The 12,555-nt window shown below is 56.4% G+C and carries 10 protein-coding genes and 1 tRNA gene; 9 read left to right on the top strand and 2 right to left on the bottom strand.

Annotated elements, in window-relative coordinates:
* Nucleotides 1-16: 16 nt before the first annotated feature.
* On the bottom strand, nucleotides 17-1,108 hold the full coding sequence (locus OHL23_RS20425) for a sensor domain-containing diguanylate cyclase (protein WP_263353811.1): 1,092 nt from the start codon (nucleotides 1,106-1,108) through the stop codon (nucleotides 17-19).
* Nucleotides 1,109-1,567: 459 nt separating this feature from the next.
* Here OHL23_RS20425 and OHL23_RS20420 point away from each other — a divergent pair, with 459 nt between their 5' ends.
* The 5 genes from OHL23_RS20420 (at nucleotide 1,568) to rho (ending at nucleotide 8,310) form a co-directional block, all read left to right on the top strand.
* Nucleotides 1,568-3,286 (top strand): diguanylate cyclase, encoded by a 1,719-nt coding sequence (locus OHL23_RS20420; protein ID WP_263353810.1) that lies wholly within the window; start codon nucleotides 1,568-1,570, stop codon nucleotides 3,284-3,286.
* 144 nt (nucleotides 3,287-3,430) lie between these two features.
* A complete protein-coding gene (locus OHL23_RS20415) occupies nucleotides 3,431-4,990 on the top strand; it encodes a YifB family Mg chelatase-like AAA ATPase (RefSeq protein ID WP_263353809.1) in 1,560 nt (519 codons plus the stop codon).
* Between the two features lie 472 nt (nucleotides 4,991-5,462).
* The gene (locus OHL23_RS20410) at nucleotides 5,463-5,678 is read left to right on the top strand and encodes a hypothetical protein (protein WP_263353808.1); all 216 of its coding nucleotides are present in this window, start codon (nucleotides 5,463-5,465) and stop codon (nucleotides 5,676-5,678) included.
* Between the two features lie 1,049 nt (nucleotides 5,679-6,727).
* On the top strand, nucleotides 6,728-6,946 hold the full coding sequence (locus OHL23_RS20405; RefSeq protein ID WP_263353807.1) for a DNA-directed RNA polymerase subunit omega: 219 nt from the start codon (nucleotides 6,728-6,730) through the stop codon (nucleotides 6,944-6,946).
* Between the two features lie 113 nt (nucleotides 6,947-7,059).
* Nucleotides 7,060-8,310: a transcription termination factor Rho gene (rho, locus tag OHL23_RS20400; RefSeq protein WP_263353806.1), complete on the top strand. Its 1,251-nt coding sequence runs from the start codon at nucleotides 7,060-7,062 to the stop codon at nucleotides 8,308-8,310.
* Between the two features lie 97 nt (nucleotides 8,311-8,407).
* On the opposite strand, the gene OHL23_RS20395 is transcribed toward rho, so the two are convergent.
* Complete coding sequence (locus OHL23_RS20395) at nucleotides 8,408-8,974, bottom strand: pyridoxamine 5'-phosphate oxidase family protein (protein WP_263353805.1); 567 nt, start codon at nucleotides 8,972-8,974, stop codon at nucleotides 8,408-8,410.
* Nucleotides 8,975-9,116: 142 nt separating this feature from the next.
* Between OHL23_RS20395 and OHL23_RS20390 the strand changes: the two genes are divergently transcribed.
* The 4 genes from OHL23_RS20390 (at nucleotide 9,117) to OHL23_RS20375 (ending at nucleotide 12,543) form a co-directional block, all read left to right on the top strand.
* Nucleotides 9,117-9,192: transfer RNA gene (locus tag OHL23_RS20390), tRNA-Ala, on the top strand.
* A gap of 609 nt (nucleotides 9,193-9,801) precedes the next feature.
* Nucleotides 9,802-10,068, top strand: coding sequence for a GH39 family glycosyl hydrolase (locus OHL23_RS20385; RefSeq protein ID WP_263353804.1), 267 nt, complete (start codon nucleotides 9,802-9,804; stop codon nucleotides 10,066-10,068).
* A 16-nt stretch (nucleotides 10,069-10,084) separates the two neighbouring features.
* Nucleotides 10,085-11,374, top strand: coding sequence for an MFS transporter (locus OHL23_RS20380; RefSeq protein WP_263353803.1), 1,290 nt, complete (start codon nucleotides 10,085-10,087; stop codon nucleotides 11,372-11,374).
* Nucleotides 11,371-12,543, top strand: coding sequence for an L-rhamnonate dehydratase (locus tag OHL23_RS20375; RefSeq protein WP_263353802.1), 1,173 nt, complete (start codon nucleotides 11,371-11,373; stop codon nucleotides 12,541-12,543). The genes OHL23_RS20380 and OHL23_RS20375 overlap by 4 nt, the downstream gene beginning before the upstream one ends.
* Nucleotides 12,544-12,555 lie beyond the last annotated feature (12 nt).

Below are 12,555 nucleotides of genomic sequence, written 5' to 3'. Positions count from 1 at the left end.
ACTCGGCTCACCAGGTTTACTTGCCCAGGGCTTCGCGCTGGCGGTGGCGCTTGCGGCGCTTTTCGATGTACATGGCTGCGTCCGCCTGATGGATCATATCTTCGAGAGAATAGGCGGATTGCGCGTCGCAACGGACGATGCCGATGCTCATCGAGAGAGGCGGCTGGCTGGGAAAGCAACGGTTGTGATGATCGATATTGGCGGCGATCCGTTCCTCGATCTCAGCTGCCGGAGTCGTTGAACCCGTCGCGAAGACCGCAAATTCATCGCCGCCGATGCGGCCTACGACGTCCGCGTCGCGGAAGCTTTCGCGCAAGACCTTGGCTGCGTCTAGGATGTGACGGTCGCCCGCCTCATGACCGAGCGTCTCATTGACCTGTTTCAAATCGTCCAGGTCGATGTAGATGAGCCATCCATGGGTATTGAAGCGATGTACAAGCCTGCGCAACTGTTCAGCGTGGAATAGGAAGCCTCGGCGGTTATTGAATTCGGTCAGGTCGTCCGTAAGCGAAAGCCGATGGATTTCGGCTTCCATGCGTTTGCGGAGGACGGATTCGGCGTGTAACTCCAGATTTGCGGCTTCGAGCTCCGCGGTCCGCTGGCGGACACTCTCCTGCAACTCCTGACGAACGCGGAGATTTTCCATCGCCGCCGCGGCCGATTCGGCGAGCGCCTGCAGCAGCTTGATTTGCTCCGGTGTCGTTGTGTGCGGCGATGCCCAGTAATTGCCGATTGCTCCGACGGGGTTTTGCGCTCCGATGGGGACCATCGCCAGGCTTCGGACAAACGTGGGCCGGTAACTCTCGGCGGGAATGCGTGGATCCTTGTAGATATCTCGAATCGCAACTGGTTCGCGGTTGTTCATAACCCAGCCGCTAATGCAGGAGCTAACTGGAAAGCGCTGACCCTTCCAGAGAGGTCCGATTGCGTCCTCATCGACATATACGCACTCGTCACCGTCGCGAAGAACCACCGAGGCGCCGTCGGCCCGGTTCAGTTGGCGGGCCGACGTGCGTACAAGGGTGGTAATCTGCTGCATATCCTGTGCGAGAGACAGCTTTTGCACTACTTCGACAAGCTGCTCGATCGAACGCGTGGAGATAGTCACGTTCGTTGACACCTCATTAGCCCGGTTAATCTTGACGCAGGAATAGTATGAGCGGAATTTGAATAGCGCAAAAATATCCCTGAAGATACCGCTAGAAGTAACCTATCACGAATTTTCCTTTATACAGAGAGCCTCCGCGACCGTTCCCCGAATTCTTACTCGCGAGAAAAAAGAAGATTGAATTTTCTTAGACGCCGAAATAGTGAAACGTCATTGGTCAAATGATTCAACCTGCGGAACGTGGCCGAAAGGTTGGAAGCGCGCCGCTCCAGGGACTACCGCCCTCTCGCGGAGACGTTGGGTGCGTTCCGGATCGAAGACGGCAGGTCATGGCAGCTTTTCGGCGCATTTTGTGAAGAATCTGAGATTTTGAGGTACGGAAAAGGGATTTCTCGACAAATTACGTCGGGGCGAATGAGCACCTAAGTTACTATTTAAAGGTTACCTTCCGGGGATGGCATGTTGCGCATAATCTCCACCTTGAGCCGTCGAATTGAACGGCAGGTCGGCCCAAACTCGGCTGTCGCGCTCCTGATTGCGGCGGCAATCGGAGCCGTCTGCTTCACCGTAATGGCTGGGGCCCTGGTCTATGGAAATACGCGCAGCCTGATCTCGTCCGGTGAGTGGGTACAGCATACCCAGGAGGTGCTTGCCTCGCTGCAACGGGTCTCGCTGCTGACGGAACGGATCGAATACAGAAGCAGACTGTACACTCTGACCGGCAATGAGGAGCAGTTGACACGTGCCCGGGCGAGCGCAAACCAGCTGGAAACCACGTTGGTTCATCTGAAGGTGCTGGTTGCCGACAGCGACTACCAGACGCGCAACCTGCAAATCCTGGTCTCCAACGCCCAGTACTTCGAGCAGGCCCTCAACAACTTCACCGTGAAGTCGGAGCTGTCGGCGATCCAACTGCAGCAGAACCAGCAGGCAATCGGATTGATGACGGACCACGAGCAGTCTCTGTTGCAGGAGCGGAGCAAGGGGTCTCAGCAAAGCTCCTTTACTTCGATCAGCGCAGAGGTTGCATTTGTCGGCGTCTCCTTGATTTCTCTGGTGGTGCTGTTTGGCTTGCTGCTGCGCGACGCTGTGCGCCGGCAAACGATCAGCAAGCAGACGGCCTTGACCAACGAACGCCTGGCGCGCACCGTCAATGAACTGGAGGATCGTGCCCATGAGTCCGAGCTGTTAACCTCCGCGCGGGATGAACTGCAATTGTGCGTGGAAGTGCATCAGGTCTACGAGTCGGCGGCAAACAGCTTCTCCCGGCTGCTATTGGGAACCAGCGGGTCGCTTTGCATGATCAACAACTCGCGGCAGCTTGTGGAGGTGGTGTCGAGCTGGCAGGGAAGTTCGGGCGAGAGTGCGGTCGAGGATTTCCATCCGCCGGATTCCTGCTGCGGGCTGCGTTCAGGCCAGCCTCGCTGGAGGCAGCCAGGGGTTTCGGAGATTCACTGCACACACTTTTCTAGCGAAGCGCCAGATCGCTATCTCTGCAAGCCGATTGTGGCTCACGGGAACACGCTTGGCATGTTGTATGTGCAATGCGCCTCCGAGGCCGTGCTGAAGGCGGTCAATCTGCGCACGGACGGGTTGCGCCAGCTTGTTCAGCTTACCGGCATGGCAATAGCGACACTGAATCTGCGAACGAAGCTCGAGAATCAGTCCATACGGGATTCGCTGACCGGACTGTTCAACCGGCACTTCATGCAGATTTCGCTGGAGCGGGAGCTTTCCCGGGCAGCCCGGCGCAAGCAGACGCTGGCGGTTTTCATGCTGGATCTCGACCACTTCAAGAAGTTCAATGACACCTTTGGTCACGCTGCCGGAGACACGGTGCTGAAAGCTGTTGCAGAGATCTTTCGCGCCAATATTCGCGCCGAAGATATCGCATGCCGATATGGCGGCGAAGAGTTCACGATCATACTACCCGATGTGACGCCGGCCATTGCCCTGGAACGAGCGGAGAGCATTCGCCGGTCTGTTGCAAATGTGCGCCTGCCATTGGACCGAGAAGTCTACAGCGAGTTTTCGATTTCAATCGGCGTAGCGCTTTACCCCAATGACGGCGAGACCTCTGATCTGCTGCTGCGACGAGCGGACATGGCGCTATACCGAGCCAAGCGGGCAGGTCGAAACCAGGTCTCGCAATTTGAAGCCGTGACGATGGCGACTTAGGCCTGGGCCCGGAATTGAACTCACGCGAAACTATGTTCCCGGGAAAATCGATAATAGTGAAGCTATATTCGTGAATCAATCGGCGCCATATCAACAAGTTATGGACTTGCAATACCCGGATGCTACACTCGCAGTCACTTACTCATGCTTGCGAAAGTACTCAGTGCAGCCGTTTACGGCATAGATGCAAACCTCATCGACGTAGAGGTAGACCTCAGCGGAACCGTTGCCGAGGAAGACAAGTTTCATACAGTGGGCCTGCCGGATGCCGCGGTGCGGGAGAGTCGCGACCGCGTGCGCGCGGCGATGAAGAACTCCGGTTATCTGATTCCGCCCACTCATATCACCATCAATCTGGCGCCCGCGGACATCAAGAAAGAGGGCGCGGGCTTCGACCTGCCCATCGCCGTCGGCATTCTGAATGCCTATGGCGCATTGCAGACCAAGGATCTGACGAAGTTCCTGATGGTCGGCGAGTTGGGACTGGATGGTGGACTGAGGCCTGTCCCCGGCATTCTTTCGATTGCAGTGCTGGCGCGAGCGCGGGGGATTGCCAACCTCATACTGCCCGCAGTAAATGCGCCGGAAGCGGCCGTGGTCGAGGGTGTGAATGTCTTTCCCGTGGCTTCGCTGGGCGACGTGATAGAGCTTCTGAACACGACGCTGCTGGGCGAAGTGCAGCGCGCACCGTTCCGTGTGGCGACAGAGCAACTTCTGGGTGAGTTACATCACTACGCGGCAGACTTTTCGGATGTGCGCGGCCAGCAGACGGCCAAGCGCGCGTTGGAAGTTGCAGCGGCGGGTGGCCATAACATTCTGATGATCGGGCCGCCGGGGTCGGGCAAGACGATGCTGGCCAAACGGCTGCCGTCGATTCTGGCTCCGCTGACCTTTGACGAAGCGCTGGAGACGACCAAGATCCACTCCGTGGCTGGCGTGCTCGACGCCGCGCAGGGGTTGGTGGCGCAAAGGCCATTTCGCGCGCCGCATCATACAATTTCCGATGCCGGACTGATTGGCGGAGGAGTGATTCCACGGCCGGGCGAGGTTTCGTTGGCGCACAATGGGTTGCTCTTCCTGGACGAGCTGCCTGAATTTCCGCGCAATGTGCTGGAAGTGATGCGGCAGCCGCTGGAAGATCACACGGTTACGATAGCGCGGGCAGCTATGTCCCTGACGTTTCCGGCGCGTTTCATGCTGGCTGCTGCGATGAATCCCTGCCCGTGCGGTTACTTTAACGACAAATCGCGCGAGTGTCACTGCACGCCGCCGATGATCCAGCGCTACGTTGCCAAGGTCTCCGGTCCGTTGCTCGATCGAATCGATATCCATATCGAAGTGCCGGCGGTGCAGTACAAGGAGCTTCGAGGTGGCGCGGCGGCGGAGGGTTCGACGCAGATTCGCGATCGGGTCATGCAGGCCCGGGAGAGGCAACGGAATCGCTTTGAAAAGGCGGGAGAGCGGATCTTTGCCAATGCGCAGATGGGGACTCGGCAGATTCGGGCTTTCTGTGACCTACCCGCCGATGCGGAGCGATTGCTCGAACGGGCGATGCAGCAGCAGGGCCTGAGCGCGCGGGCGCACGATCGAATTCTGAAGGTGGCGCGCACCATTGCCGACCTCGAAGGTACAGAAGGTCTGACCGTGCGGCACCTGGCGGAGGCTATCCAATATCGGACGCTGGATCGGAGTTACTGGGCATAGCCAGACTGCGGCCGAGGCAGCGGGCCCGCCTATCGTCTCTCGAATCTTCAGCGCGACTCTCCGGCGCGGCCCGAAATGGGACTCCGCTGTCTCTCAATCGCAGGGAAAGTGGTTGATTCGATGCCACCCTGACAGATGCCTACAACTGCGTACAACGCCGGATAATGATTCAGCTAATTCTTTGGCTCTTTGATTTCAATAGGTTTATGCAGAGATAGCTGAAAATTATGGCGGGACTTTGCTGGTATTTCTCCGACAGAAAGCCAGAAAATATGGTTACCTAGGTGTTAGCGGTAATCACTTCGGCGTTGTATGGAAAAGGCTTCATGAAAAGCGAATTATGTGGGTCAGAGGGTAGGACGGAAGCGCCTGGTAAGTTCCGCGATGCAGGATTCCGTTCATAAGCTCCCTGAAAGTAATCAGGCTTTGGATTTTGCAAAGCGATTCGTACGCCGGGAAGGACGAAATCCGTATGCCCATTCTGCAGTCAAATACCGATGCCTTGTTGGTCGCAATTCCCATGGTTGGGATTCTATTCGCAGGGTTTTTCCGGCTCGACGAGATCTTCGGAAAACCGAAAAAGCCGGTGGAGAACCGCCGTCAGATGTCCGGCTGGGACAAGAACGGACGCCCCATCTGCACCGATCCGGACGGCAAGAATCCCGAGATTCAGCGAAAAGACGGATAGCCGAAAAGGACATAGGCCACCCCGAGGCCCTGGCGCTCCATTGATCAGGAAAGTGATCAGGGAGTTATTCACATTTGAGTTATATCGAAATCCCGACGCCGATAGCCGTCTAAGTCGTCTCAAATTACTCCAGTAACTTAGAGTTTCTAAAAGATCTGTCCGATGAGCGTTTCTGAGCACGGAACCATAGTGCATCCATGCTCAGAGGGATGGACCGCTTCGTGTTAGCACTTGAATCCAATGCAGATGCATTCCTGGTAGCCATCCCAATGGTGGTGGCCTTAATTGCCATTCTCTTTCGATTGGACGAATTGTGGTGCAGGACTCCGAAAGTGCGGGAAGCAGGTCGGCGGCTTTCGAGCTGGGACGAGAACGGAGTTCCCATTTGCATGGATCCAGGTCCGACGGTCTACAGAATCGCGCGCCGCGAGCACCGCGCCAATTTGGACTAGATCCGAATCAAGCGCATCTCCCGCAAAAATATGGCGACATGCATAACAGGAGCTGAGTTTGTGCGCGCTGGCAGATCCGAGCAGTCCCCTTGGGAATCGACTGTGTTCCGAAACGGAAATTGGCCAGGAATTATTGATTTCGCCATTACCGTTTTGGAAACGCCGCAAAACGTGCTATAAATAAGGGTTGACCAGAACTCACCTTGGGTATAAATTCATTATTGCTACCCAACAAGGCTGATCTCGCGTATACATTTCGGCTACGCTCTGTTTCGCCTTGACTTCCGCGTCATTCTGTTGTGCGGTTCACCAGAGGTAATTGGTGCACTGGAAGTGTGTGTGGTGTTTGTGTTTGATGTGTTCTGGATTGTGCAGTTTCGCCCCAGAGTTTGGCCTTAGCTTTGAAGAGAATCGCGAGGAATGACGTTTTTTACAGCCTCGAAAACCTGGCCGCAAGCCCAGGGAAGATTTTAGAACTTAACCCCTGCTTTCTGCGTCTAATAGTCGGCAGTAACAAAATTAGGATAGCGCCGCTTAACGGCCTTCCTCTGCACCGGGAGAACCGGGCAGTGATCACCACAAAGGAGAACGATGCATATGCGCTCGGAACTGATTTTTGGGGCACTTACTCACGTGTCCAACCGCTACCAGTTGTGCCAACTGGCGAGCAAGGCAACCCGTAAGCTGCACAAGCCCAACAGCCGCCTGCAGGACACGACGAATGAAGTCTTATATCGATTTCGCACCGCCAATCCTGGTACGGCATCTGTTGCAGAGTCCGATGTCCAGCCGGTAGAGCAGCGCCGCGCAGCGTAAGCGCGCGGCCTGCACCACCTGCACCACCAAACCCGCCTGGTTTTACTCCGGAGCACCCTCCAGTCCAACTCCCCCTTCGATCCGCCTATGCGTAGGTGTCCTAGCAGGAATCCATGACCATTGCAGAATTAAAAGAGAAGAACATCACCGAACTGAGCCGTATTGCGCGGACTCTAGACATTCAAGGCGCGAGCGGTCTGCGCAAACAAGACTTGATCTTCAAGATCCTTCAGGCGCAGAGCGAAAAAGAAGGCCACATCTTTGCCGAGGGTGTGCTGGAGATTCTGCCTGACGGTTACGGTTTCCTGCGTTCGCCGGACTATAACTACCTTCCCGGCCCGGACGACATCTATGTATCCCCGTCGCAGATTCGCAAGTTCGATCTGAAGACCGGCGATACGATCAGCGGAAACGTACGCCCTCCGCACGAGGGCGAAAAATACTTCGCGCTGGTCAAAATCGAGGCCATCAACTTCGAGTCTCCGGAAGAGACGCGGAACAAGATCCTCTTTGACAACCTGACGCCGCTTTATCCGCAAGAGCGGATCAAGATGGAGACGGTGCGCGAGGGAACCAGCGGCCGCGTCATGGATCTGCTGACTCCAGTGGGCAAAGGCCAGCGCGGTCTGATCGTCGCTCCGCCCAGAACCGGCAAGACGATGCTGCTGCAGTCGATCGCCAACTCGGTGACGTCGAACCATCCCGAAGTTGTGCTGATCGTTCTGCTCATCGATGAGCGTCCCGAAGAAGTCACGGACATGCAGCGCTCGGTGAAGGGCGAAGTTATCAGCTCGACCTTCGATGAGCCGGCGGCGCGCCACGTACAGGTCGCCGAAATGGTGATCGAGAAGGCCAAGCGCCTGGTCGAGCACAAGCGCGACGTGGTGATCCTGCTCGACTCCATCACACGACTGGCGCGCGCCTACAACACCATCGTTCCTCCGTCGGGCAAAGTGCTCTCGGGCGGCGTCGATTCCAATGCGTTGCAGCGGCCGAAGCGCTTCTTCGGCGCGGCGAGAAATATCGAAGAAGGCGGCTCGCTCACCATCATTGCGACGGCCCTCGTCGATACCGGATCGCGCATGGACGAAGTGATCTTTGAAGAATTCAAAGGCACGGGCAACATGGAAGTGATTCTGGATCGCAAGTTGGTGGATAAGCGCGTCTTCCCGGCAATCGACATCCAGCGCTCCGGCACCCGCAAAGAAGAGCTGCTTATTCCCAAGGAAGATCTGCAGCGTATCTGGGTGCTGCGCAAAGTGCTGAACCCGCTGTCGCCGGTGGAAGCGATGGAACTGCTGGTGAGCCGCCTGGAAAAGGTGCGCAACAACGCAGAGTTCCTGCAGAACATGAATCATCTGTAAGGCAAGGCCCAGAAAGACCCGGGGAGCCGGAGGAGCGATGCTTCTCCGGCTCTTCTTGTTTGCGGATGGGGCGTGACCGTGCGGCGCAAGGACGAGTTCAGCGCGAAGATTTCGGCATGGCCAAGGCAATCTCTTCGAGGGTGAATCTAGGCGTTATGTGCTGGGGGCAGTTCCAGTCGTAGGCAATTAGTTCGATGCGGAAAATCCGCTCGACTTCTGCATCGTAATCGGGCTCGGCGACCAACTGGTCGAGCTCGGGTTCGGAGCCTGGCTCAATCAGATGAGCGTGGCCAAGGATCTTGAGCCGGGTCCGGTGCGGGTAGTCCATTAGGAAGAGTGAGACCCGGTCATTCTCCGTGAGATTGCCGGCGGAAATGTACTGTCGATTGCCGGAAAAGTCGGCAAAGGCCAGAGCCTTGGGGCCCAGTACTTTTAGAAAGCCTGCGGGTCCGCCGCGATGCTGGATATAGGGCCATCCATCCGCCGTAACGGAGGCCATGTAGAAGGAATCGCGCTCGCGGATGAAGTCTATTTCATTGGCGGAAAGGCTGTCGTGGCTCACGCCAGATTGCGCGATGCGTTCGTAAGCCGCGCGCGAGCCGTAGCGCTTCTGGAGTGCCTTGGCAGCGGAACTAAAAATGGTCTGTGCGAATTTGTGCCCCATGCTGGCTCCGTGCATTCGATGCCGTGGGCGCTGCAGAAGAAACAGAAAAGGTGACAGGGAAATCGCCGAGCTGCATGACTGGGCTGGCTGCTTTGCGTTTCCGAAGCTTCTTGATAGAATCGGAGAGTTGTTCCTCTCTTGTGGGGCTGTAGCTCAGCTGGGAGAGCGCCTCGTTCGCAACGAGGAGGCCAGCGGTTCGATCCCGCTCAGCTCCACCAAATAAATCAAGCATATAGCTCGAAAATCTGGGCCAAGAAGAAGGCACGAACCGCTCATACGTTTGAGCCCTATCGGTGCGGCAATGCATTCAACAACTTACGCTTTTGTCTATCTCTGAGATCCGGTTCGCCGGAGCCCATCTCTTGAATGCAGTGCCATTTGGGCTTTTTCGGCACAACTGACGATAAGCCGAAATATCAGAAAAGATCGTGTTGTAGGTAGATAACTTGGTGATCATGCAGCAGGAGAGACGGCTGGCGAGAGTCTAGTTTCTAGAGAACTCGTAGATCTTCGCACGGCTCCAATAGCTTTGGTTGTCCCAGTTAATGTGATTGCCGTCGGGGGTAACCGCTCCGTCGATACGGCTCCATTCGGTGGTTAAGTGGCCGGCTGCGTCGACCTGGCCTGTAGCCCTCTGGCGTTCCCATGTCTGGAAACCACGTGTCGACAAGCAGCACTGGGTAGGTGTCACTCGATAACATACTCAACGCAGGCGTGAAACAGACCCCAGACATAGACGCCATCGCAACCAGGGCAGAGCAGCAGGCAGCGGTCCTGCTTTTGGTTACCATCATGGCGACCTTCCCGCGGCCGGCGCAGAGGTACAAGTGACAATCGCGGGCATTCCCGCCGAAGGCAAGAAGGTTCTGCTTGAGCATTATAGGATTGATGACACACACAGCAATTCGTATAGCGTGTGGAAGGCGATGGGCTCTCCGCAATCGCCGAATACCGAGCAGTACGCAAGGCTAAAAGAGGCAGGGCAACTGGAGCTGCTAAATTCGCCCGAATGGCTTGAAGTACACGAAGGCAAAGTAACGATCGGCACGAACTTTCCACGGCAGGCAACATCTCTGATGCGGTTGACGTGGTGACCTGGTGGCGACCCTCTTGAGTGAATCGTATCGAACGAAATTGCTTGGCTCTGGTCTTTCCAGACCGATGGAAGTGAAGTGGTATTTTGTCGCGTTGGTGACTGCGGCGATTGCCATCAGCTACTTCGACCGGCAGACGCTGCCTGTGGCCATCTCGGCAATCGAACGAACCATACCGCTGAGCAACCAGCAATTCTCATGGCTGCAGTTCGCATTTCTGATCCCCTACGCCCTGCTGTACGCGGCAGGCGGTCGCTTGCTGGATGGGATAGGTACGCGGCGTGGATTTCTGCTGATCATGCTTTGGTGGTCTGCCGCATGTGCTCTCCACGGCTTGGCGACGAGCTTCGGCTTCCTGCTGGTGGCGCGCTGCCTCCTTGGAATGGGCGAAGGCGGAGCCTTTCCTGCAGCGACCAGGGTAGTAGCCGAGTGGGTTCCACTGGAGCGGCGTTCGACAGCGATGGGAATCATCAACGCCGGCACGGCAGTGGGGTCCGTACTTGCGCCTCCGTTGATAGGCATAGTGCTTCTAACGAGTGGATGGAGGACGGTATTCTTTGCAGCTGGTGCTGTGGGGCTTACGTGGGTGGTGTGGTGGTACATCAGCTACCGCGGGCACAACGAAGTCTCGATCGCAACTCTTGATGCGCGCATGGTCGCGCGGGAGTTGTCATTCCTCGAAATTGCGGGTATGCGCAGGGTTCAGGTGCTCGTCTTCGCCAAGTTCATGAGCGACTCGGCTTGGTACTTCTATCTGTTCTGGCTGCCCAAGTATCTCTACGATATTCGTGGCTTCGACGTGAAGCAGGTGAGCTACTATGCTTGGATTCCTTATGCAGCCTCAGGCATCGGCAGCTTTCTCGGCGGATGGCTGTCGAGCGCAATTCTGAGTCGTGGCCGGTCACTGGATTTCTCAAGGAAGTTTGTTCTCGGTCTCAGCGCGCTTTTCATGCCCATAGTGATGCTGGTACCGCGTGTGCAGGTTGGGTGGGCACTGATGTTGTTCAGCATCGCATTCTTCTGCCAGCAGTCGTGGTCAGGGCTCATCATGACTCTACCCGCCGATATCTTTCCTCTCTCTGCTGTGGGAACCGTGTCTGGGCTGGTGGGATTTGGCGGAGCCATTGGGGGCGCTGTCTTCGGCGTAGTCGCTGGATTTCTGCTCGGCCATGGATTTGGATATGAGACGCTGTTTCTCATCGTAGGGAGCTTTCATCTTATCGGCTTCGTGGCAATTCTGCTCCTGGGGGGCAGAATACAACCGCTTAAGACCCCAGACATCCTGACAAAGGTAAACCCGATATGAAGATCACCGAAGTGCGCACGCGTGTCGTTCAGTGGGAAGGTGAGACAACACCGCTGCCTCCTCACTTCTGCACCAATCCGATGGACCTGATTATGTTCCGCGAAGCGTCTATGGGAAACTTTGCATTTCACGGGTGGGTACTGGTTGAAATCTTCACGGATGCCGGCTTGGTTGGCCTGGGCAATGCGGCTCTATCGCCACTGGTGACCAAGACCTGCATCGATACCTATCTCAAGCCGCTGCTCCTGGGAGCGGACCCGTGGGACATCGAATATTTGTGGCAGCAGATGTATCGGCGGACAATGGCCTTCGGGCGTAAAGGCGTTGGCATGACGGCGATCAGTGCGGTCGACATCGCGCTGTGGGATCTCCTGGGTAAATCTGCGAAGCAGCCGGTATACCGCTTGCTCGGGGGACGAACGAAGAAGCGAATCCCGGTCTATGCAAGCCGTCTTTATAGCATGCCACTTGAAGAATTGCGACTGGAAGCGCAGCGCTATAAGGATCAGGGATACAAGGCCATGAAGCTGCGTTTTGGATGGGGGCCCGTGGATGGTGCGGAAGGCATGCAGCATAACGTGGCGCTGGTGCAGACCGTCCGCGAAGTGGTGGGCGATGGCATCGATGTAATGGCAGACGCCTACATGGGATGGACGCTCGACTATGCCAAACGCATGTTGCCACTGCTTGAGCCGTTCCATCTGCGCTGGCTCGAGGAGCCGGTGATTCCAGATGACACACGCGGCTACAAGGAGTTGAAGGCATACCGGCGCGTTCCCATCGCAGGGGGAGAGCATGAGTTCACGATCTTTGGATTTCGCGATCTGCTGGAAGCGAATGCACTCGACTATATTCAATTCGACACCAATCGAGTAGGAGGCATCAGTCAGGCACGCAAGATTGCGGCGCTAGCAGAGGCGTATCAGATCCCCGTGATCCCCCATGCGGGCCAGATGCATAATTACCATGTCGTTATGGCAAGCCTGAATTCGCCCATGGCAGAGTTCTTTCCCAAGGTTGATGTCGAAGTGGGCAATGAATTGTTCTGGTACATTTTCGATGGCGAGCCGGTTCCCACCGATGGCTATATCGATCTCGACGAAAATACTCCAGGCCTCGGACTGACAGTCAATGAAGAATCGCTGAAGCGCTTCACAATCATCGAGTAGAGGATACCCACT

This window comes from Acidicapsa acidisoli (assembly GCF_025685625.1).
Classification (GTDB): Bacteria; Acidobacteriota; Terriglobia; order Terriglobales; family Acidobacteriaceae; genus Acidicapsa; species Acidicapsa acidisoli.
Note: the sequence above shows the minus strand (reverse complement) of the source record. Positions and strands in the feature narration are given on the sequence as shown.